The 22,077-nt window shown below is 74.7% G+C and carries 16 protein-coding genes; 9 read left to right on the forward strand and 7 right to left on the reverse strand.

Annotated features, from left to right (window positions below):
- Window positions 1-143: 143 nt before the first annotated feature.
- Window positions 144-1,748, reverse strand: a complete 1,605-nt coding sequence (locus ACFWW8_RS36175) for a M23 family metallopeptidase (RefSeq protein WP_386536529.1) — start codon at window positions 1,746-1,748, stop codon at window positions 144-146.
- A gap of 222 nt (window positions 1,749-1,970) precedes the next feature.
- The gene (locus ACFWW8_RS36180) at window positions 1,971-2,801 is read right to left on the reverse strand and encodes an esterase/lipase family protein (protein WP_386536531.1); all 831 of its coding nucleotides are present in this window, start codon (window positions 2,799-2,801) and stop codon (window positions 1,971-1,973) included.
- Window positions 2,802-2,987: 186 nt separating this feature from the next.
- Here ACFWW8_RS36180 and ACFWW8_RS36185 point away from each other — a divergent pair, with 186 nt between their 5' ends.
- Window positions 2,988-3,389, forward strand: coding sequence for a cobalamin B12-binding domain-containing protein (locus tag ACFWW8_RS36185; protein WP_386536534.1), 402 nt, complete (start codon window positions 2,988-2,990; stop codon window positions 3,387-3,389).
- A gap of 257 nt (window positions 3,390-3,646) precedes the next feature.
- Here the strand turns inward: ACFWW8_RS36185 and ACFWW8_RS36190 are convergent, their stop codons facing one another.
- Together ACFWW8_RS36190 and ACFWW8_RS36195 are read right to left on the reverse strand one after the other, a co-directional pair.
- The gene (locus ACFWW8_RS36190) at window positions 3,647-5,227 is read right to left on the reverse strand and encodes a DUF5691 domain-containing protein (RefSeq protein WP_386536536.1); all 1,581 of its coding nucleotides are present in this window, start codon (window positions 5,225-5,227) and stop codon (window positions 3,647-3,649) included.
- 351 nt (window positions 5,228-5,578) lie between these two features.
- A complete protein-coding gene (locus tag ACFWW8_RS36195; protein ID WP_386536539.1) occupies window positions 5,579-6,922 on the reverse strand; it encodes an SWIM zinc finger family protein in 1,344 nt (447 codons plus the stop codon).
- A 134-nt stretch (window positions 6,923-7,056) separates the two neighbouring features.
- On the opposite strand from ACFWW8_RS36195, the gene ACFWW8_RS36200 reads away from it, so the two are divergent.
- The 5 genes from ACFWW8_RS36200 (at window position 7,057) to sucD (ending at window position 14,283) form a co-directional block, all read left to right on the forward strand.
- Complete coding sequence (locus ACFWW8_RS36200; RefSeq protein ID WP_386536542.1) at window positions 7,057-8,163, forward strand: AAA family ATPase; 1,107 nt, start codon at window positions 7,057-7,059, stop codon at window positions 8,161-8,163.
- Entirely contained in the window at window positions 8,121-10,493 is a 2,373-nt protein-coding gene (locus ACFWW8_RS36205; RefSeq protein ID WP_386536544.1) for a DUF5682 family protein, read from the forward strand. The genes ACFWW8_RS36200 and ACFWW8_RS36205 overlap by 43 nt, the downstream gene beginning before the upstream one ends.
- Window positions 10,494-10,622: 129 nt before the next feature.
- Window positions 10,623-11,810 (forward strand): VWA domain-containing protein, encoded by a 1,188-nt coding sequence (locus ACFWW8_RS36210; protein WP_386536546.1) that lies wholly within the window; start codon window positions 10,623-10,625, stop codon window positions 11,808-11,810.
- Between the two features lie 382 nt (window positions 11,811-12,192).
- The gene (gene sucC / locus ACFWW8_RS36215) at window positions 12,193-13,371 is read left to right on the forward strand and encodes an ADP-forming succinate--CoA ligase subunit beta (RefSeq protein ID WP_383932953.1); all 1,179 of its coding nucleotides are present in this window, start codon (window positions 12,193-12,195) and stop codon (window positions 13,369-13,371) included.
- Between the two features lie 21 nt (window positions 13,372-13,392).
- Complete coding sequence (gene sucD / locus ACFWW8_RS36220) at window positions 13,393-14,283, forward strand: succinate--CoA ligase subunit alpha (RefSeq protein WP_386536549.1); 891 nt, start codon at window positions 13,393-13,395, stop codon at window positions 14,281-14,283.
- A 108-nt stretch (window positions 14,284-14,391) separates the two neighbouring features.
- Here sucD and ACFWW8_RS36225 read toward each other — a convergent pair whose 3' ends face one another.
- Complete coding sequence (locus ACFWW8_RS36225; RefSeq protein ID WP_386536551.1) at window positions 14,392-16,299, reverse strand: helix-turn-helix domain-containing protein; 1,908 nt, start codon at window positions 16,297-16,299, stop codon at window positions 14,392-14,394.
- Between the two features lie 119 nt (window positions 16,300-16,418).
- Here ACFWW8_RS36225 and ACFWW8_RS36230 point away from each other — a divergent pair, with 119 nt between their 5' ends.
- Window positions 16,419-18,299, forward strand: coding sequence for a DUF6350 family protein (locus tag ACFWW8_RS36230; protein ID WP_386536554.1), 1,881 nt, complete (start codon window positions 16,419-16,421; stop codon window positions 18,297-18,299).
- A gap of 145 nt (window positions 18,300-18,444) precedes the next feature.
- Here the strand turns inward: ACFWW8_RS36230 and ACFWW8_RS36235 are convergent, their stop codons facing one another.
- On the reverse strand, window positions 18,445-19,125 hold the full coding sequence (locus ACFWW8_RS36235) for a hypothetical protein (RefSeq protein WP_386536557.1): 681 nt from the start codon (window positions 19,123-19,125) through the stop codon (window positions 18,445-18,447).
- Between the two features lie 245 nt (window positions 19,126-19,370).
- Between ACFWW8_RS36235 and purN the strand changes: the two genes are divergently transcribed.
- The gene (gene purN, locus ACFWW8_RS36240; protein WP_386536560.1) at window positions 19,371-19,994 is read left to right on the forward strand and encodes a phosphoribosylglycinamide formyltransferase; all 624 of its coding nucleotides are present in this window, start codon (window positions 19,371-19,373) and stop codon (window positions 19,992-19,994) included.
- Window positions 19,991-21,577, forward strand: a complete 1,587-nt coding sequence (gene purH / locus ACFWW8_RS36245) for a bifunctional phosphoribosylaminoimidazolecarboxamide formyltransferase/IMP cyclohydrolase (protein ID WP_386536563.1) — start codon at window positions 19,991-19,993, stop codon at window positions 21,575-21,577. Before purN ends, purH begins: the two co-directional genes overlap by 4 nt.
- 101 nt (window positions 21,578-21,678) lie before the next feature.
- Here the strand turns inward: purH and ACFWW8_RS36250 are convergent.
- A partial coding sequence (locus ACFWW8_RS36250) for a hypothetical protein (RefSeq protein ID WP_386536566.1) occupies window positions 21,679-22,077 on the reverse strand: 399 nt, incomplete at its 5' end.

A 22,077-nucleotide genomic window follows, 5' to 3' on the forward strand; every position in this document is an offset into this window, starting at 1 on the left:
TCGCCCACATTTGGTGTTGGGGACCCCAACCCGGCTGGGGGGGCGGGTGGTTCCCCCCGGGTGGCTGCCGTTTTGGCCCCGGCCCCGGCGGGGCCCCCCCCCCGGGGGGGGGGGCCCCCGCGGCGGGATCCGGAAGAGGCGGCTTAGGTGGGGTCCAGGCCGTGGCTGCGGAGCCACGACAGGGGGTCGATCGAGGCCCCGCCGCCGGGCCGTACCTCGAAGTGGAGGTGGGGGCCGGTGGAGTTGCCGGAGTTGCCGGCGTAGGCGATGACCTCGCCGGCCTTGACCTTGCCGCCCCGGATCTTGGTGCTGCTGAGGTGGCAGTACCAGGTCTCGGTTCCGTCCGCCGAGGTCACTATGGCCATGTTCCCGTAGGCGCTGTTGTACTGGGTGCGCACGGTGCCGTCGGTGGCGGCCATGACCGGGGTCCCGTACGAGACCGGGAAGTCGATGCCGGTGTGCACGGACATCCACATGCCGCCGGCCTGCCCGTAGTTGGCGCTGAGGCCCTGCTGGGCGACGGGGAGCGAGAACTTGGGGCGGGCCGCTTCCCTGGCCGCGGCCTCCTCCGCCTTCTTCTTCTTCTCCTCGTCCTGGCGCTGGCGCAGGTCGATGCGCTCCTGCGTACGGCTCGCGCGGTCCGCGAAGTCGCCCGCGTCGGCGCTGAGCGCGGCCAGTTGGGTGTCGAGCTTGGTGTTCGCCGCGACCGACGGCACCGAGGCCGGGTCGGGCGCGGCCATGGTGGTGGTGTCCTCGGCGGGCTTCTCCGTCCCGGTGAGACCGCCGACGGAGGCGGCGGCGACGCCCGCGACGCCCATCACGCAGGCCGAGGGAACGGCCACGGTCAGCAGGGCGGAACGCTTCGCCGGAGTGCGGCGGCGGCTCGAACCGCCGGCCGGCCGCGGGGCGGCCTTCGCCGGGGTGGCGGCCTTGCCGGTGGACCGGCGGGCGGAACGCGGGGGCGCCGGTGTCACCGGCATCGCCTGCGTGGGGAGGTCGTGGACCGCGTCGGGTGCGTCGGAGTCGGCGGCCGCGCGTGCCGCGTCGGCCCCGTCCGTCGCGTCCGTCGCGTCGGAGAGGACCTCGAAGACGGAGGTCTCGCTGTACTCCGCGAAATCCGCCTCGGCGAAGTCCGCTTCGGTGACGGCGCCGGTGGCGGGCACCGGGGTCTCGTAGGCGTACGGGGCGGGGGCCTCGTACGTCTCGTACGCGTAGTCCTGCGCGTATCCCTGTGGCGCGTACGCCTGCTGCGCTTGCTCCTGCTGCGCGTACTCGTACCCGTAGGACGTCTCGGGCTGGGACGGTGCCGGGGTCTGGGACTCCGCGACGGTGTTCCAGGCGGTGGCGTCGTAGGCGCCGGTCTCGGTGCCGACGGTGGTCCCGTAGCCCGGGACCGCCCAGTGGCCGGTCTGCTCGGCCGAGGTGTCGTAGCCGAACGCGGCGGGCTGCTGGTACTCCGTCGTGTAGCCGGAGTGGTCCGTGCCCTGCGTGCTCCAGGCACTCGCGTCCCACTGGCCCGTCGTGTCCTCCGGGACGCCCTGGGTCGGGATCGTGGAGAGGTACGGGTCCTGGGACGTCCAGGCGGTGGTGTCGTACGTGCCCGTCTCGTAGGAGCCGTAGGCCGCGTAGTTGACCCCTTGACCCTGCGATTCATAGGAAACGTAGGACGAGTCACCAGCGAAAGTGGTGGTGGTAAGGCCGTCGTACCCAATATCTGGGTACTGGCCCGACGGGGGGCGGTCGTTCACCAACTTCTCTTTCGCCTCGGCGGTGGGGGCCTGGGTGGCCGGGGAATGGGAGGTTCCCCGGAGGAGAGCAGTGGCGCGACTGTACCCGCCGGTTACTGGCAACGACAATCTTCGACGGGCCCCGGTATTCCCGGAACCGGGCATTCAGTCGTCTTTCGGTCGCCGAAAGACGCGGCTTTGGCCTTGAGTTCGAAATGCGTTCGACTGGTGGACGCGGAGCGGCTACGCGACGGAAGCCGCCTCCGGGAGCGCCGCGACGGCCGATGCGGGTCCGTCGAGGGCGCGCCGGACCGCCGCGATGACCGTCGGGTGGGCCGGGAGCGCGAGGTGTCCGATCCCGGTGACCTGGATGTTCTCCGCGCGCAGGTCCGGGTGCTCGATCCGGGCCGTCCCGGCGGGGGACATCACCGCGTCGAACTCGCTCCAGAAGGCGACGCACCTGGTCGCGCAGCCGGGGGCGGGCTCGGCCAGCTCGGCCAGCACCTCGGAGCCGGGGCGCATCTGCCGCACCAGCGGGTGCGCGTTCAGGAAGGGGGCGACGCGCGTGCCGGAGTGCGGGGTGCCGAGCGTGACGAGCGTCCGGACGCGGGCGTCGCCGCCGAGGCGCTGCACGTAGTAGCGCCCGACCAGCCCGCCCAGGCTGTGGCCGACCAGGTCGACGCGCTCCTGACCGGTGCGTTCGCACAGGTCCTCGACGCGCCGGGCGAGGTGGCGGGCCGTGACGCGCAGGTCGCGGGTGAAGGGCGAGTAGTTGTACGCCTCCACGTGCCGCAGACCGTCCGCCCCGAGGGCGCGGCGCAGCAGGACGAAGACGGAGCGGTTGTCGGTGAACCCGTGGAGCAGGAGCACGGGCGGGCGGGCCGCGACCGGCCGTGTCGCGTGCGGGTCCGTCGCGTGCGGGTCCGTCACGTGCGGGTGTGTGGCGTGCGGCGCGGTGGTGACCTTCTCCTGCCACACTCCGGTGGGGTAGAGCAGCAGGTGCCCGCCCAGCACGACCACCTCGAGCGCGCCCGCCCGCAGCGCGGCGCCGGACACGGGCGGGAACAGCGCCATCGCAGGCCTCCCCTGAGCCTCTTGGGACGGACGCCGGCCGCGCCCCCGTGCCGTGCGGCTGTCGGCGCGGGGGCGCGGCCGGTGAATCAACGCCGTCCCACGTGTGATTTCCCCCTCCCGGTTGACCGCGAAACGGTGGCGTGCGCGATGCTGTACTTAACGTTCGTTCACTCGGGAGGCAGTGCGATGGGTGTGACCGGTCCGATCCGTGTGGTGGTGGCCAAGCCGGGTCTCGACGGCCACGACCGCGGTGCCAAGGTGATCGCGAGGGCGCTGCGGGACGGGGGCATGGAGGTCATCTACACCGGCCTCCACCAGACCCCCGAGCAGATCGTGGACACCGCCATCCAGGAGGACGCCGACGCGATCGGCCTCTCGATCCTGTCCGGCGCGCACAACACGCTGTTCGCGCGCGTCCTGGAGCTCCTCAAGGAGCGGGACGCGGAGGACATCAAGGTGTTCGGCGGCGGGATCATCCCGGAGGACGACATCGCCCCGCTGAAGGCGAAGGGCGTGGCCGAGATCTTCACCCCGGGCGCGACGACGACGGCGATCGTGGACTGGGTCCGCGGGAACGTCCGCCAGTAGCCTCCCGGCCGGCGTGGGGGCCCCCGGCCGCCCCGACGCGCCCCGTCCGGGCGAGCAGGCCCGCGCGCTCGCGCCGGCTGGGCCCGGGCCGGTTGGGCCTGGGCCGGCTGGGCCTGCGCCGGTCGGGCTGGGGCCCGCTCGGGCATGCCCTCGCTCCGGCTCCTGCGCCCGCCGTGGTGCGACCCGGCCGAGCGCGGCGCTGAAGCGGGGAAGGCGGGAAAGCGCAATGGACGCCGCCGGCCGGCGGGGGGCGGCGGTCAGGCCGAGGTGAGTTCCGCGAGCATCGTGGCGCGCAGCCGCAGTGTGGCCGTGAGCCGTTGGAAGGCTTCCGCCCAGTACGCGGCGGCTCCCGGCGACGCGTCCGGCGGATCTTGCGCGGCGGCGGTCAGGACCTCCAGGGGACCGGCCTCCGCGGGGTCGAGGCAGCGTTCCGCCAGGCCCATCACCCCGCTGAAGCTCCACGGGTAGCTGCCCGCCTCCCGCGCCGAGTCCAGTGCCTCCACGACCGCCCGGCCCAGCGTGCCCGTCCACGGGACCACGCAGACGCCGAGCAGCTGGAACGCCTCCGACAGGCCGTGGGCCCGTATGAACTCCGCCACCCACGACGCCCGTTCCGCCTCCGGCAGCGTCTCCAGCAGCTTCGCCCGCTCCGCCAGTGACGGCGTGCCCGGCCCCGCCGCGGGCGGTGCGGACGGCGCGCCGAGCAGGGCCCGCGACCACGGCGCGTCGCGCTGGCGCACCGCCGCCCGGCACCACGCCGCGTGCAGCTCCTCCGCCCAGCCCTCGCCGGAGGCCACCGGCAGCGCCACGATCTCCGCCGGTCCGCGCCCCCCGAACCGCTCGGCCCAGCAGGAAAGCGGCGCCGCCTCCACCAACTGGCCGAGCCACCACGCCCGTTCGCCGCGCCCGGCGGGCGGCCGGCTCACCACGCCGTCCCGCAGCATTCCCGCGTCGCACTCGGCCGGCGGGACCACCCCGTCGGGTCCCACGCAGGCCAGTGCGCGCTTCGCCATCCGCGCCGCCAGTGCCGAGCGCGGAAGCGCCGACAACAGCTCGGCTGCCGTGGCCCGGACGGTGCGGCTGCGGTCACCGAGAGCCGCCTCCAGGAACGGCTCGTCCGCCCCGGACAGGCCGGCTCGCAGCGAGTCCAGGAACATCAGGCGGTCCTCGGCGCGTTCCGTGGTCCAGGTCGACTCCAGCAGGCGCAGCGCCGCCGCCGGCTCGTGCGCCCGTACGATTCCCAGCAGGGCCACCCGCTCGGCGAACAGGCCCTCCTGCCAGAGCCGTGCCACCCCGGCCGGGTCGGTCGCCGCCGGCAGGTCCCCCGCGCCCCCCGTTCCGCCGCGCAGTGCGAACCGCCAGTCGGGGTTGAGCCGAGCCAGCCACAGCCCCCGCGAGCCGGCCAGGGCCAGCGCCTGCGGCCGCAGGTCCGTACGGGCCCGGGCGGCGTCGAGCAGCGCCGGTACGAGCGCGGCCGGTGCCCGGTAGCCGTGCCGCCCGGCGGCGGCCAGCCACTGCGGCAGCAGTTCCGTCAGGTCGGGCGCGGCCCCCCGGCGGCCCGACCCGCTCCCGGCGGTCCGGCCGGCCAGCAGCTGCGCGAGGCGCCGCCGCGCCGCGTCCGGCGGGGCCGGTCGCGGGTCGCGGGCCGCGGGGTCGGGCCGGGCGGCCGCCTCGGCGGGCCGGAGCCCGGCCCGCCGCCGTACGGCGTGCACGGCGGCCGCGTCCAGCAGTGTCTCCGGCGAGCCGGCGGGGCCCCCGCCCCGCCGCCGGTCGGTGCCCAGCAGCGCGGCGGCGACCAGCGCCTCCCAGTCCCCGTACTCCTCGTCGGGCTTTTCCATCGGACCCCTCCCTCTCCTGTGCCGGTGCTCCGGTCCCGCCCCCTCCGCGGGACCGGAGCAGTCTGTGTACCCGTCGTCAGTCGGTCCGTTCGCCTGCCGGGCGTGTGTGAGAAGTCCCGCCTGGCTCGCCCTTCGGGCGCCCGGCACTCCTTCTCCAACGCGTCCTAGCTGGCGTGGTTGTCGTTCACAAGAGCCCCCCGGCTGTCTCGTTGTCGCACGCCGGCGCCCCCGCGCCGCCGCTCCCTCCCCGTACGGCGCTCCCGCGCCGCGTACCGATCCCCTCCCCGCCACCTCCGGTGACGGCATACGGGCCCCCAGGCCCCCAGCGGTTTCTTCTTGTTCCCCGTCCCGTCAGACCAGCGGGACGGGCTCGGCCGAGCCCGGCTGCCAGGCCGTCAGCGGGGTGAAGCCCCGATGACCGCACTCGCCGAACACGGTCAGCGGGCCCCCGCCGGACAGCGCCGCCAGTTGCCACAGGCCCCCGCGGGACCGGCTGCCCGGCCCGGTGAGGGGCACCGGCAGGGCGCAGGTTCCCTGCGCGTCCGCCAGCTGCCAGCCGAGTTCCCCCGGTATCGGCACCACCGCACCCAGCACCACCGGCCAGGACTCCAGCCACGGATCCTGGCGCAGCGCCGCCCCGTACGCCTCCAGCGCGGCCCCCGTGCTCACCCCGGCCGGAGCCTCCGCGCACGCCGCCGCCGCCGCGGAACGCTCGCCGAGGTCCGCCCGCAAACCCGCCGAACCCGGCCGGAAGCGGAGTTCCGCCTCCAGCACCAGCCCGACCGGCAGTGCCATCCCGGGCGGCCGCCCCGGCGGACCGAAGTCCAGCACCATGGCGGGCCGCCCGCCCCCCAGCCCGCGCAGCCAGACCCGGCGGGTGGTGAGCCGGCCGTCCGGCGACACCGAGTCGTACTGGGCCAGCACCAGCCAGCGGTCCCGTACGGCCTCCCCCTCCCCGGAGGCCGGCAGTCCCACTCGGCTGCGCACGGTCGCAGCGAGCTGTTCCGGCAGCCCTTCCACCCCCAACCAGGCCCGGTCCAGCAGGTGCAGCAGCGCCGCCTCCTCCAGCATCCGTGCGGGCCAGCCGGGGCCGCAACTGGGTATCGTCCCCAACTCCCGCACCCGCCCGGCCAGTCCGGGTGCCTGGGCGTCGACCATGCGGGCGGCGGTCTCCTCCCACGCCGCGTATCCCGCCTGCTCCTGGCCCGCGAGGCCCCCGCGCAGCAGGTCGGTCAGCCGCTGCTCCAGCTCCGCGACGCCGGCGCCGACCCGCGCCGCCCGCCGCTCGGCCCGGCGCCGGGCCGCATCCCCGTCCACCGGACGGGACGGTCCCGCGGCCGCCCGCGCGGCCCTCTCCCCCCGGGAGGCCAGCCACGACGAAGCCCACTCCGGCGCCTCGCCGGGCTCTCCCAGCCCCTCGGCCGACCAGAGCAGCAGCAGCCCCAGGGCGTGCTTGCACGGGAACTTCCGGCTCGGGCACGAGCACGTGTACGCCGGACCCGTCAGGTCCACGACCGTCCGGTACGGCGTACTGCCGCTGCCCCGGCACAACCCCCATACAGAACCGGAAGCGGAACCTCCGATCTGTGACCACGACCCCGCCCCGCCGAGTCTGCCCCCCGCCTTGCGCGAGGCATCGTCAGGAGCCAGAGCCAGTACCTGTTCCGCCGTCCAGCGGACCCCCTGCTCAGTCATGTGAACCACCGTACGGAGCCCCACTGACAATCGCTCTGACCAGCAACAACGCAGCTCACAAGGCACGTTGTCAGTGCCGTGGTGCACCGTGGACACAGCAGTCGGGAACGGCTGTCGAGCATTGGAGGGGGAGCATGACCATGCCCGAGACGAACACGGCCGCCGAGGCGCTTCGACCGCACGCAGAAGACGCCTTCGCGCACGAACTGAAAGCCCTGGAAGCAGCCGACGACCGGCCCCGACCGGCCCGCTGGAAACTCTCCCCGTGGGCCGTGGCCACCTACCTGCTCGGCGGCGGACTTCCCGACGGCACGGTCATCACGCCGAAGTACGTCGGACCGCGCCGCATCGTCGAGGTCGCCGTCACGACCCTGGCGACCGACCGCGCCCTGCTCCTCCTCGGGGTCCCCGGCACCGCCAAGACATGGGTGTCGGAACACCTCGCGGCCGCCGTCAGCGGAGACTCCACCCTCCTCGTCCAGGGCACCGCGGGCACCCCCGAGGAAGCCATCCGCTACGGCTGGAACTACGCCCGCCTCCTCGCGCACGGCCCCGGCCGCGAGGCACTCGTCCCCAGCCCCGTCATGCGGGCCATGGCCGAGGGCATGACCGCCCGCGTCGAGGAGCTCACCCGCATCCCCGCCGACGTCCAGGACTCCCTCATCACCGTCCTGTCCGAGAAGACCCTCCCGATACCCGAGCTCGGCGACGAGGTGCAGGCCGTCCGCGGCTTCAACCTCATCGCCACCGCCAACGACCGCGACCGCGGGGTCAACGAGCTCTCCAGCGCCCTGCGCCGCCGGTTCAACACCGTCGTCCTGCCCCTGCCCGCCACCGCGGACGCCGAGGTCGACATCGTCGCCCGCCGCGTCGGCCAGATGGGCCGCGCCCTCGACCTGCCCGCCGCCCCCGAGGGCCTGGAGGAGATCCGCCGCGTCGTCACCGTCTTCCGGGAGCTGCGCGACGGCGTCACCGAGGACGGCCGGACGAAGGTCAAGTCGCCCAGCGGCACCCTGTCCACCGCCGAGGCCATCTCCGTCGTCACGGGCGGGCTCGCCCTCGCCGCCCACTTCGGCGACGGCGTCCTGCGCGCCTCCGACGTGGCCGCCGGAATCCTGGGCGCCGTCGTCCGCGATCCGGCCGCCGACAAGGTCGTCTGGCAGGAGTACCTGGAGGCCGTGGTGCGCGAGCGCGACGGATGGAAGGACTTCTACCGCGCCTGCCGGGAGGTGACCGCGTGACGCCGGCCGCCCCGGGGCCGCTGCTGCTCGGCGTACGGCACCACGGGCCCGGATCGGCCCGCGCCGTACGGGCCGCCCTCGACGCCGCCGGCCCGCGGGCGGTGCTGGTCGAGGGACCGCCCGAGGGGGACGCCCTGCTGGCGCTCGCCGCCGACCCCGGGATGCGGCCGCCCGTCGCCCTGCTCGCCCACGCCGCCGACGACCCGGGACGCGCCGCGTTCTGGCCGCTGGCCGAGTTCTCCCCGGAGTGGGTCGCCGTCCGCTGGGCCCAGGAGGCGGGCGTGCCGGTGCGGTTCATCGACCTCCCGGCCGCGCACTCGCTGGCCGCCGGCGCGCCGGCCGCGGGGGAACCGGCCGACGGGGAACGGGCCGCGGGGGAAACGGTGCCCGGCGCGCGGGACTCCGTACGGCTGGACCCCCTCGCGGTGCTGGCCGAGACCGCCGGGTACGACGATCCCGAGCGCTGGTGGGAGGACGTCGTCGAACACCGCGGCACCCCGGCGGAGCGGTACGACCCGCTCGGCGCGTTCGAAGCCCTCGGCGAGGCCATGGGAGCCCTGCGCGAGGCCTACGGCGACGGCGGCCACCCCCGGGACCTGATCCGCGAGGCGCACATGCGGCAGCGGATGCGGGCCGCCCGCCGGGAGTTCGGCGACGCGTACGCCGTGGTCTGCGGGGCCTGGCACGTCCCGGCCCTGCGGGCGAGGACCACGGTCGCCGCGGACCGGGCGCTGCTCACCGGCCTGCCCAAGGTCAAGGTGGAGACCACCTGGGTGCCCTGGACCCACCGGCGCCTCGCCCGGGCCGGCGGGTACGGGGCCGGGATCGCCTCGCCCGGCTGGTACGCCCACCTCTTCGCGGCCCCCGACCGGCCCGTGGAGCGCTGGCTGACCAAGGTCGCCGGACTGCTGCGGGAGGAGGACCGGCAGGTCTCCCCGGCGCACGTCATCGAGGCCGTCCGGCTGGCCGACACCCTGGCCGCGATGCGGGGGCGGCCGCTGGCCGGGCTGACCGAGACCCTGGAGGCGGTCCGGGCGGTGATGTGCGACGGCTCCGACGTACCGCTCGCGCTGATCGAGGACCGCCTCGTCGTCGGCGACGTGCTCGGCGAGGTGCCGGACGCCGCGCCCGCCGTCCCGCTGATGCGGGACCTGACCCGGCAGCAGCGCTCGCTGCGGCTCAAGGCCGAGGCCCAGGACCGTGAGCTGGAGCTCGACCTGCGCAAGGACACCGACACGGCCAAGTCCCTGCTGCTGCACCGGCTGCGGCTGATCGGCGTCGACTGGGGCACGCCCACGGCGTCGCGGGGCGGCACCGGGACTTTCCGGGAGACCTGGCGGCTGCGCTGGGAACCGGAGCTGTCGGTACGGGTCGCCGAGGCCGGGATCTGGGGCACCACCGTCCTCGCGGCGGCCACCGCCCGGGCCGAGGCGGACGCGGCGGGCGCGCGGCAGCTGGGCGAGGTGACGGCCCTGGCCGAGCGGTGCCTGCTGGCTGGCCTCTCCGACGCCCTGCCCGCCGTGCTGCGGGCCCTCGCGGACCGGGCCGCGCTGGACACCGACGTGGCACGGCTCGCCGAGGCCCTGCCGGCCCTGGCCCGTTCCCTGCGGTACGGGGACGTGCGCGGTACCGACGCGGCGGCGCTCGGCACGGTCGCGGCCGGGCTGGCCGAGCGGATCTGCGTCGCGTTGCCGGCCGCCTGCGCGGCCGGGCTGGACGCCGACGCGGCGGCGGAACTGCGGGGCCACGTGGACGGGGTGCACGGGGCGGTCGGTCTGCTGGCCGACGCGGACGAGGGCCTGCGGGAACGCTGGTCCGCGGTGCTGCGGACGCTGGCCGCCCGGGACACCGTCCCGGGTCTCATACGCGGCCGGGCGGCCCGGCTGCTCCTCGACGAGGGCCGGCTGCCGGGCGACGAGACCGCCCGGCTGATGGGCCTGGCGCTGTCCCCCGCGGCGGCCCCGGCGGACGCGGCCGGATGGATCGAGGGCTTCGCGGGCGGCGGCAGCGGCGGCGGCACGCTGCTGGTCCACGACGACCGGCTGCTCGGGCTGATCGACGCCTGGCTGACGGGGGTGCCGGAGCGGGCCTTCACGGACGTACTGCCGCTGCTGCGGCGCACGTTCGGGGCGTACGAACCAGGGGTGAAGCGCACCCTCGGCGAGCTGGTCCGCCGCGGCCCGGGCGCCCCGCCCGCGGCGACCGGCCCGGGCGCCGCCCCCGAGGGCTTCGCCCCGGAACTGGACCGGGCCCGCGCCGACGCGGTGGTGGACCTGGTCCGGCTGCTGCTGGGCGCCGGGCCCGGCAGGGAGCCTGCGGCGCCGGCGTGACGGCCCCGCCGGGGGCGGGGCGGCGCGCGGGCAGGCAGGGCAGCGCCGGATGCGGACCGGTCCGCGGGACAGGACGAGCGACGAGTGCGGACGAGCGACGAGTACGGACGAGTGCAGGGGGACGGGCAGATGAGCGGTACGGACGGACCCACGGCGGGGCCGGAGGAACGGAGCGCGGTCGAGCGGCTGCGGCGCTGGCGGATGGTGCTCGGCGGGGGCGAGGCGGACGGCACCGGGTGCGCACTCGCCGGGCGGGACGCGGCGATGGACGCCGCGCTCGGCGCCCTGTACGGCGGTGACGGCGGCGGCTCCCGCAAGGCCCCGGGGGAGCGGTCGGCCGGGCTCGGCGGGTCCGCCCCGCGGGTGGCCCGCTGGCTCGGGGACATCCGTACGTACTTCCCGACCTCGGTGGTCCAGGTCATGCAGCGGGATGCGATCGAGCGGCTCGGCCTGTCCGCCCTGCTCCTGGAGCCGGAGATGCTGGAGGCGGTGGAGCCGGACGTCCACCTGGTCGGCACCCTCCTCTCGCTGAACAAGGCGATGCCCGAGACGACGCGGGAGACGGCCCGGGCCGTGGTCCGCACGGTGGTCGACCAGCTGGAGAGGAAGCTCGCGACCCGCACCCGGGCCACGCTCACCGGGGCCCTGGACCGCTCCGCCCGGATCAGCCGGCCGCGCCACCACGACATCGACTGGAACCGCACGATCCGCGCCAACCTCAAGAACTACCTGCCCGAACACCGCACCGTCGTGCCCGAACGCCTGATCGGCTACGGCCGGGCTGCGCGATCGGTGAAGAAGGAGGTGATCCTCTGCATCGACCAGTCGGGTTCGATGGCGGCCTCCGTCGTCTACGCCTCCGTCTTCGGCGCGGTCCTCGCCTCCATGCGCTCCCTCGCCACGCGCCTCGTCGTCTTCGACACCGCCGTCGTGGACCTGACGGACCTGCTGGACGACCCGGTGGACGTCCTCTTCGGCACCCAGCTCGGCGGCGGTACCGACATCAACCGCGCCCTCGCCCACTGCCAGTCGAAGATCACCCGTCCGGCGGACACCGTGGTGGTCCTGATCAGCGACCTCTACGAGGGCGGCATACGCGACGAGATGCTGAAGCGGGTCGCCGCGATGAAGGCCGCCGGGGTCGAGTTCGTGACCCTGCTCGCGTTGTCGGACGAGGGCGCCCCCGCGTACGACCGCGAGCACGCGGCCGGCCTCGCCGCGCTGGGCGCGCCCGCCTTCGCCTGCACCCCCGATCTGTTCCCCGAGGTGATGGCGGCGGCGCTGGAGAAGCGGCCCCTGCCCGTACCCGCACCCTGACCAGCCACCCGGCCCCGGCCGCCCGCCTCTCATCGCCGCCCCCGGCCGCCCGCCCCCGGCCGTCCCCCCGGCCCCGTCGTCCGGCCGTCCCCGCCCCCCGGCCGCCCGCCCTCCCGGGTGGCCGGGAACCGGCGGATCGCACGAAGTTCCAGCTCAACCGTGAGGCGATCTGTGACAGGTATCACCGCTCAGGTGTGATCTGCGATTTAGGGACCTACGGCCCACGGGGATAACCTGCGGGACGGACATGCCGCGTCCACGGTCACCGTGTGCGCCTTCCTTGTGACAGCGCCGTCACGTTGCCCTCCGCGGCACGCCCACGCAGATAGCAGACAACCGCGAATCACTGCGAATCTTTAAAAAAGACAAGGGACGGACGCGCGTGGACCTGTTCGAGTACCAGGCGAGGGACCTCTTCGCCAAGCACGGTGTACCGGTGCTGGCCGGTGAAGTCATCGACACGCCTGAGGCGGCTCGCGAGGCCACCGAGCGGCTGGGCGGCAAGTCGGTCGTCAAGGCGCAGGTGAAGGTCGGTGGCCGCGGCAAGGCCGGCGGCGTGAAGCTGGCCGCCACCCCGGACGAGGCTGTCGCCCGGGCCACGGACATTCTCGGCATGGACATCAAGGGCCACACGGTCCACAAGGTGATGATCGCCGAGACCGCTCCCGAGATCCTCGAGGAGTACTACGTCTCGTACCTCCTCGACCGCACCAACCGCACCTTCCTGGCCATGGCCTCGGTGCAGGGCGGCATGGACATCGAGGAGGTCGCGGAGAAGACCCCCGAGGCCCTCGCGAAGGTCCCGGTCAACGCCAACGAGGGCGTGACCATCGAGAAGGCCCGCGAGATCGTCGCCCAGGCGAAGTTCCCGGCCGAGGTCGCGGAGAAGGTCGCCGAGGTCCTCGTGACCCTGTGGGACACCTTCATCGCCGAGGACGCGCTGCTCGTCGAGGTCAACCCGCTCGCGAAGGTCGCCAACGGCGACGTCATCGCGCTCGACGGCAAGGTCTCGCTCGACGAGAACGCCGAGTTCCGCCAGCCGGGCCACGAGGAGTTCGTGGACCACGCGGCCGCGAACCCGCTCGAGGCCGCCGCCAAGGCGAAGAACCTCAACTACGTGAAGCTCGACGGCGAGGTCGGCATCATCGGCAACGGCGCGGGTCTCGTCATGAGCACCCTCGACGTGGTCGCGTACGCCGGTGAGAACCATGGCGGCGTCAAGCCCGCCAACTTCCTGGACATCGGCGGTGGCGCCTCCGCCGCCGTCATGGCCAACGGTCTCGAGATCATCCTCGGCGACCCGGACGTCAAGTCCGTCTTCGTCAACGTCTTCGGTGGCATCACCGCGTGTGACGAGGTCGCCAACGGCATCGTCCAGGCGCTGGCCCTGCTGGAGCAGAAGGGCGAGGCGGTCACCAAGCCGCTCGTCGTCCGTCTGGACGGCAACAACGCCGAGCTGGGTCGCAAGATCCTGTCGGACGCCAACCACCCGCTGGTGCAGCGCGTGGACACCATGGACGGCGCGGCCGACAAGGCCGCCGAGCTCGCGGCTGCGAAGTAAGGGCAGAGGTCACAGACTCACATGGCTATCTTCCTCAACAAGGACAGCAAGGTCATCGTCCAGGGCATGACCGGTGCCACGGGCATGAAGCACACCAAGCTGATGCTGGCTGACGGTACGAACATCGTCGGTGGCGTCAACCCGCGCAAGGCCGGCACGACCGTCGACTTCGACGGCACCGAGGTCCCGGTCTTCGGCTCGGTCAAGGAGGCGATCGAGGCCACCGGCGCGAACGTGTCCGTCCTCTTCGTCCCGCCGGCCTTCGCCAAGGCCGCCGTCGTCGAGGCGATCGACGCCGAGATCCCGCTGGCCGTCGTCATCACCGAGGGCATCGCGGTGCACGACTCCGCCGCCTTCTGGTCGTACGCGACCGCCAAGGGCAACAAGACGCGGATCATCGGCCCGAACTGCCCGGGTCTGATCACCCCCGGCCAGTCCAACGCCGGCATCATCCCGGGCGACATCACCAAGCCCGGCCGCATCGGTCTCGTGTCCAAGTCCGGCACGCTGACCTACCAGATGATGTACGAGCTGCGTGACATCGGCTTCTCCTCGGCCGTCGGCATCGGTGGCGACCCGGTCATCGGCACGACGCACATCGACGCCCTGGAGGCGTTCGAGGCTGACCCCGACACCGACCTGATCGTCATGATCGGCGAGATCGGCGGCGACGCCGAGGAGCGTGCGGCGGACTACATCGCCAAGCACGTCACGAAGCCGGTCGTGGGCTACGTCGCGGGCTTCACCGCCCCCGAGGGCAAGACCATGGGCCACGCGGGCGCCATCGTCTCCGGTTCCTCCGGTACCGCGCAGGCGAAGAAGGAGGCCCTGGAGGCCGCCGGCGTCAAGGTCGGCAAGACGCCGACCGAGACGGCCGAGCTGGCGCGCGCCATCCTGGGCGCCGCGCGGTAGTTCCCGCCTTCCAGGCACGTGTGTACGGGCGTGGCCCGCACCCTTCGGGGTGCGGGCCACGCCCGTTTCCGTGCCGTCGTCCTGCCGGGCCGGGCCGATTCCGGTCCGCTACTCGATCCGCGGGGTGACGCGGCCGGGTCCGGCCAGCGGGTCGTCGCGCAGCTTGTCCTGGAGCTGCCTGCTCTCGTCGGTCAGCCGCTGGGGGCCGCTGTGCGGGGGGACTCCGGAGACGTTCGCGCCGGGTGAGCGCGGGGGCTCGTACCGGGTGGGGGCGGTCGACGCGGTGTACGCCGTCGCGACGGCGATCACCGCGGTCAGGGCGAGGGCGGCCCGGGTCCACAGCCGGGCGCGGTGCTCCGCCGCGGTTCGTACGACGGAGGCGGAGCGCGCTTCGAGGTGTACGGCCGGCCTCAGCGCGGTGAGCTGGTCGCGCAGCAGCGCGGACTGCTTCTCGGGCGGTACGCCGGCCAGCTCGGGGATGCGGGCCGCGAGCACGGCGTGCGCGTGGACGAGGCGGCTGCCCGCCACCGGGGTGCTGGCCTCCGTCTCGGCGGCGGTGTCCGGCAGGTCGAGGCCGACGCCGTCGTAGAGCACGACGGTGCGCCGGTGGGCGGGCGACAGCGTGAGGACCGCGTCCAGGAGGATCCGGTCGGCGGGCTCGACGGGGGGCTTGTCGAGCTCCCGGTGGCACCGGCGGAGCCGGTGCCAGGGGGAGAGGGCGTGTTCGTACGCGGCCGCGCGCACCCAGCCCACCGGGTCCGGGTCGACGGCCACCTCGGGCCACCGGGCCCAGGCCAGCTGGAACGCCCGGTCCACCGCCTCCTGGGCCAGGCCGCGGCGGCCGGTGAGCAGGTACGTCTGCCGGATGAGGGCCTGGGCGGCGTGGGCGTAGAGGGCGTCGAAGGCCTGCGCCGGCGTGGGCCGGGCTCCGGCGGGGGCGTCCGGGGCGTCCGGTTCGGCCACGGCGCCGGTTTCCGAGCCGGTTTCCGCCGCGGTGGTGTCCGCGGCCCCGGTTTCCGCCGCGGCGGGCGCGTCCCCGGCCGCCTCGGGAGCGGGTACGGTCTCCGCCGTCTCGGGGGCGTCGGAGACCCCGGGGGCACCCGTCGCTCCGGGGGTTCGGACAGCTCCGGGGGTTCCTGCCCTTCCGGGGGTTCCCGGGACGACGGTGGCGCCGCCGGTCAGGGCCTTGGCGTACGCGGGCTTGGGCTCGTGGCGCGGTTGCCCGGTCGGCGGCTTCGAAGCGCGCTTGACCGCGGGCTTCGGGCGGGTCCCGGCGCCGGAGGCCTGTCTTTGGTTCGGGTTCGGATTGTGGTTCGGGCCGCCGCCCGCGAAGGCCCGGGGACCTCCCGCCGCCCGCAGTCCGGAGCCGCCGGGCGGCGCGGGGGCCGGGTCGGCCGGCGCCGGGGAAGGGGTTTCCCCGGGCTCCGGGAGGGCCTCGGCGGCGGGCCCGGCCTCGGCGGCCGTGTCGGTGGCGGGCCCGGCGAAGGGGTGCTCCGGGGGCGCCCCGGGGTCCGCGGCGACCTTCGGCCCGGCCGGGGTCGCCGTGGGGCCGGCGTCCCCGGAAGCCGCGCCGGGTTCCGTGCCCGCGTGGTTCGCAGCCGGAGCCGGAGCCGGAGCCGGAGCCGGATCCGGGCCCGCGGTCCGGTCGCCGCCGGAGGTCCCGGTCGGGGGCGTCCCCCGACTCCCTCCCTCCGGGGCCGCGCCGGGGGACGCCCCGTCCCGATCCCCCTCCCCGGCCCCGGCTCGGGTCCCGGCACCCGCTTCCGCCCCGGACAGCGGCTCCGGCTCCGCCTCCGTCTCCGAGGGGTCCGCGAGGGAGTTCAGGAGCTTCGCGTACGCCTCGCGCTTGCGGCCCTTGGGCTCCGTACGGCCCGTCTCCCAGGAGCGCACCGTGGTCGGGGTGACGCCCATCGCCGCCGCGACCTCCTCGTGCGTCAGGGCGGCCGATTCGCGCAGTCTGCGGCGTTCCTTCGGGGGCGGGAGGCTCTCCGAGCTCGTCTCGACGCTTTGTGTCATGCCACACTCCCCGTGACCCGACAGACCTGGGCGATAAAGTACATAAGCGTATATTGAGCGACACCACGGACATTCGCCTGTTACCCGCCCATAGCGCGTGTCGTTGGCACCATGGCGGGGTGACCCAAGTGACCGAACGCGGGACCCCGTTGTCCGCGGCCCCCCGGAGCGCCGGGAGGCGCCGTTCTCCGGCGGCCGCAGCGTGCGTGGTGGGCGGCGCCGTGGCGGCCGGCCTCGGGCTCGGCTTCCTCGCCGTGCTCGTCGTCGTGCTGTGGATCAGCTCCCCCTACCCCGACAGCGGCCCCGGCGGGGCCCTGCACCTCGCGGCTGGCCTGTGGCTCCTCGCCCACGGGACGGAGCTGGTGCGTTACGAGACCCTGTCCGGGGTGCCCGCGCCCGTCGGGGTGACGCCCCTGCTGCTCGTCGCCCTGCCCGTGCTGCTCATGCGGCGCGCCGCCCGGCTGGGGCACGCGGCCGAGGAGGAGGACGGCGAGGAGGTGCTGCCCGCCAGTGCCGTCTTCTCCGCCGTGCTCTGCGGATACCTCACCGTCGGGGCCCTCGCCACCGTGTACGCCGCCGGGGGGCCGATGCCCGCCGACCCGCTCAGCGCCGCCTGGCACGTCCCGCTCGTCGCGGTGCTCGCCGCGGGCGGCGGGGTGTGGGCGGCCCGCGGACGTTCCCTCGGTCCGCTTCCACCCTGGTGGCCCGGGGGCGTACGGAGGGCATTCACGCGCCCCCGTTACACGCTGGCGCTCCGGGCCGGAGCGGGCGGGGCCCTGGTCCTGCTGGGCGGCGGCGCCCTGCTCGTCGGCGCCTCGCTCGCCTGGCACGGAGCCGAGGTCCAGGGGTCCTTCCTGGCCCTGACCGGCGTGTGGTCGGGCCGCTTCGCGGTGCTTCTCCTCGCCCTCGCCCTGATCCCGAACGCCATGGTGTGGGGCGCGGCCTACGGCCTCGGCCCCGGCTTCGCCCTGGGCACCGGCGCGGCCGCGACCCCGCTCGGCTTCACCGGTTCGCCCGCGCTGCCCCGCTTCCCTCTGCTGGCGGCGTTGCCGCCCGAGGGGCCGGGGACCCCGCTGACCTGGGCGGCCGCCGGGGTGCCGGTGGTGGCCGGGCTGGCGGTGGGCTGGTTCGCGGTGCGCCGGGCGCGCGAGGTCTCGTACGGGGAGACCGCCCTCACGGCGGCCTTGGGCGCGCTCGTGTGCGGGCTCGCCATGGCCGGGCTCGCGGCGGCCTCGTCGGGGCCGCTGGGCTCCCGGGACCTGGCCGCCTTCGGGCCGGTGTGGTGGGCGACGGGCGCGGCGGCCTTCGCCTGGACCCTGCTGCTCGCCGTGCCGGTGGCGGTGTCGGTGCACGCCTGGCGGACCCGCCCCGCGAAGGGAGCGGGGGCCGCGGACCCGGCGGAGGACGACCGCTGGCACGACAGCGGTGTCCGGGAGGTGCGCTGGGCGGCCCTGCGCCGCGCGGCGGGCACCCTGATCCCGGACTTCTCGTCCGCCCAGGCCCCGCTCCAGGCCCCGTCCCAGACCCTGCCCCAGGCCCCGCCCCGGGCTCAGTCCCAGGCCCCGCTCCAGGCCCCGTCCCAGGCCCAGCCCGGGGCCCAGTCCGGGGCCCCGCCCCGGTCCCAGGCCCCCGCCCGGGCGTCGGCACCCGCGTCGGCTCCCGTCGCGGGCCCGGCTCCGGGACGGACGGAGGCGCCGGCCGAGGCGCCGCGGCCCGAGGAGTTCCAGGTGCACCCGGTTCCGGCGGCCCCCGCGGCCCCGCCCGCGGTGCCGGTCGATGCCCCTGCCGCCCCGAGGCGGCCGCGCCCGGTGACGGTCGCGCAGGGGTTCAGCCTGGACCTGACTCCGATCCCGATCCCGGCGGCAGCGGCGACACCGGCGGCCCCGCCGTCCGGGCCCGCGCCCGCCGCACCGACCGCCGCCCCACCCGGCCCGCCGCTGGTACCGCCCGCGTCGGGCGTCCGGGTCATGACCCGGCGGAAACCCGACCCCGGCGCCTGACGCCCGGCGCCCGCCGCGCCCCGCGCCCGACACACGGTGCCGCGCGCCCGGCACACGGCGCCCGGCGCCCGGCACACGAAGGCGGGGGCCGGCTCCGGAGCCGGCCCCCGCCTTCGTGCGTCCTCCTGGCGGACGACTGACCGACCTACTGGCGGACCTTGAGCACGTCGCCCACGTAGTTGTCCGGCAGCAGGTCGTTGCACTCCAGCTCGCCCGCCGCCGTCAGGGCGTCGTCCCGGCACACGTAGAAGTCCTTGTACGCCAGCTGCAGCCCGTACGAGCTCAGCGCCAGCAGGATCGCCAGCGAGGCCGCGACCAGGCCGCTCACCGCCGCCGTCCGCTGCGGCCGGGCCGCGGCGCCCAGCGCCGCCAGGCCGCCCCGCGCGGCGCCGGGCTCCGCGGCGGCCGAGCCCGCACCCGAACGGGGCCCGGCACCGGTCACGTCCGCCACCGTCGCCGTCGCGGTCGCCGAGGCGGGCGCCACCGGCTTGCCCCGCAGCGCGCTGATCCCCCAGTACAGGGCGAGCGCGCCCAGCAGGAGGCCCACCGACGGAATCCCGAAGATCCCGAAGAAGAAGCCCCACATGCCGGCCAGCAGGGCGTACCGGGCGTGGCGCTGGATCGGGTCCGTCGGGTCCCAGCGGGCCGGACCGCCCTTGCCGGAGCCGTCCTTCGGGCCGTTGCCCGGGGCGTTCCCGCCGTCGCCGCCCCCGCCGTTGCCGTCACCGCCGCTGCGCGGCTGCCACGGCTGGTCGGGCCGGCCTTCCGGGGGAGCCGCGAAGGGGTTGTCGTCGGTGGGGGAGTCGGGCTGGCGGCGGTCCGGCATCGGGTGTGTTTCTTCCCCTGTGTCAGGGACGTCGAGGGAGACGTCGTGGCGAGGTGAGGTCTGATTGCGGCGTGTACGCCTGACGCTACCTCTCGGCCGTGCCCCCGTCCCTCGGGGGCTGTCCGGTGTGCCGGTATCGTTGCAGGCGGTCGGAGGCTTCGTAGGGTCCCCCGTATATCGGTACCCCCAAGATTCGTATGACCACACAAAGACGAACACCGCGTTCCCCCGAGAAAGGGCCTCCCATGGCCGCCTCCCGCCTGGTCGTGCTGGTATCCGGTTCCGGCACCAACCTCCAGGCCCTGCTCGACGCCATCGACGCCCACCCCGGCGGACCCGGGGGCTTCGGCGCCGAGGTCGTCGCCGTGGGGGCCGACCGCGCGAACATCGCCGGTCTGGAGCGGGCGGAGAAGGCGGGGATCCCCACGTTCGTGTGCCCGGTCAGGGAGTACGGGACCCGCGAGGAGTGGGACGCCGCCCTCACGGCGGCCACGGACGCCCACGCACCGGACCTGGTGGTGTCCGCGGGGTTCATGAAGATCGTGGGCAAGGCGTTCATCGACCGCTTCGGCGGCCGGTTCGTCAACACCCACCCCGCCCTCCTCCCCTCCTTCCCCGGCGCGCACGGCGTACGGGACGCGCTCGCCTACGGCGCGAAGGTCACCGGCTGCACCGTCCACTTCGTGGACTCCGGCGTGGACACCGGTCCGATCATCGCCCAGGGTGTCGTCGAGATCCGGGACGAGGACGACGAAGCCGCTCTCCATGAGCGCATCAAGGAAGTCGAACGGGCACTGCTCGTCGATGTCGTGGGGCGCCTGGCCCGGCACGGCTACCGCATTGAGGGACGAAAGGTAACAATCCAGTGACCGCCGTAGAGAGCAACGACCCGACCACGACCCAGCGGCCGATCCGGCGTGCGCTCATCAGCGTCTACGACAAGACGGGACTGGAAGACCTGGCCCGCGGCCTGCACGAGGCGGGCGTCGCGCTCGTCTCCACCGGCTCCACCGCCTCGAAGATCGCCGCCGCCGGGGTGCCCGTCACCAAGGTCGAGGAGCTCACCGGCTTCCCCGAGTGCCTGGACGGGCGGGTCAAGACCCTGCACCCGCGCGTGCACGCCGGGATCCTCGCCGACCTGCGCCTGGAGGACCACCGCAACCAGCTCGCCGAGCTGGGCGTCGAGCCCTTCGACCTGGTGGTCGTCAACCTCTACCCCTTCCTCGCGACCGTCCAGTCGGGTGCCACCCCGGACGAGTGCGTGGAGCAGATCGACATCGGCGGCCCGTCGATGGTCCGCGCCGCCGCCAAGAACCACCCGTCCGTATCGGTCGTCACCAGCCCCGCGCGCTACGCCGACGTCCTCGACGCGGCCAAGAACGGCGGCTTCGACCTGACCGCCCGCAAGCGGCTCGCGGCCGAGGCCTTCCAGCACACCGCCGCGTACGACGTCGCCGTCGCCTCGTGGTTCACGAACGCGTACGCCCCGGAGGCCGCGGACGCGGCACTGCCCGAGTTCCTGGCCGGCGCCTGGGACCGCAAGTCGACCCTGCGGTACGGCGAGAACCCGCACCAGGCCGCCGCCCTGTACACGGACGGTCAGCCGGGCGGGCTCGCCAACGCGGAGCAGCTGCACGGCAAGGAGATGTCCTTCAACAACTACGTGGACACCGAGGCCGCGCGCCGCGCCGCCTACGACCACGACGAGCCCTGCGTCGCGATCATCAAGCACGCCAACCCGTGCGGCATCGCGGTGGACGCGGACGTGGCCGCGGCCCACCGCAAGGCGCACGCCTGCGACCCGCTGTCGGCCTTCGGCGGCGTCATCGCCGTCAACCGCCCGGTGACCGTCGAGCTCGCCGAACAGGTCGCCGAGATCTTCACCGAGGTCATCGCCGCCCCCTCCTACGAGGACGGCGCGGTCGAGGTCCTGGCCAGGAAGAAGAACATCCGCGTCCTCAAGGTGGACGGCACCCCGCACCAGCCGGGCGACCTCAAGCCCATCTCCGGCGGGGCGCTGCTCCAGCAGAGTGATCTGTTCCAGGCGCCGGGCGACGACCCGGCGAACTGGACCCTCGCCACCGGCGACGCCCTGTCCGCCGCGGAACTCGCCGAGCTGGCCTTCGCGTGGAAGGCCTGCCGGGCCGTCAAGTCCAACGCCATCCTCCTCGCCAAGGACGGCGCCTCGGTCGGCGTCGGCATGGGCCAGGTCAACCGCGTCGACTCTGCGAAGCTCGCCGTCGAGCGGGCGGGCGCCGAGCGCGCGCAGGGCTCGTACGCCGCGTCCGACGCGTTCTTCCCGTTCCCGGACGGCCTGGAGATCCTGACGGCCGCCGGCATCAAGGCCGTCGTCCAGCCGGGCGGTTCGGTCCGTGACGAGCAGGTCGTCGAGGCGGCGGAGAAGGCCGGCGTGACCATGTACTTCACCGGGACCCGGCACTTCTTCCACTGACCCGTCGAGGTCCCCGCGCAACGGCGAAGGCCGCGCCCCGCACTGCGGGACGCGGCCTTCGCCGTTCACCGGCCCGACGGGGCCGGGCACTGCCGGGGCGCCTAGTACTGCGGGCGGCTGAAGTACTGGCTGGCGTCGCTCTTCGCGAGGAAGACGATGATGAGGATGCCGAGCACCAGGCTGATGAGGGCGAACACGTTCGCGGTCAGCAGGCTGAAGAGGCTGAACAGGGTGATCACCGAACCGTAGATGATGCCCGAGATGCGGACACCGCTGCGGCCCTTGGGCAGCTTGACGGCGGTGAGGATGCCCCACACCGCGAAGAGCAGGATGATCACACCGACGATGATCGCGACGCCGGCGCCGAAGGCGGCGGCATTGTCGGCGTCGGCGCTGCTCAGCGAGCCGGAGGTGTCGGCTTCCGAGATCATGTCGGCGATCCACGCGGACGCGACCATGGTGATCAGCGCGCCGACGGCCTGCAGGCCACCGAGGATGAA

Source organism: Streptomyces sp. NPDC058701, from assembly GCF_042715295.1.
Taxonomy (GTDB): Bacteria; Actinomycetota; Actinomycetes; order Streptomycetales; family Streptomycetaceae; genus Streptomyces.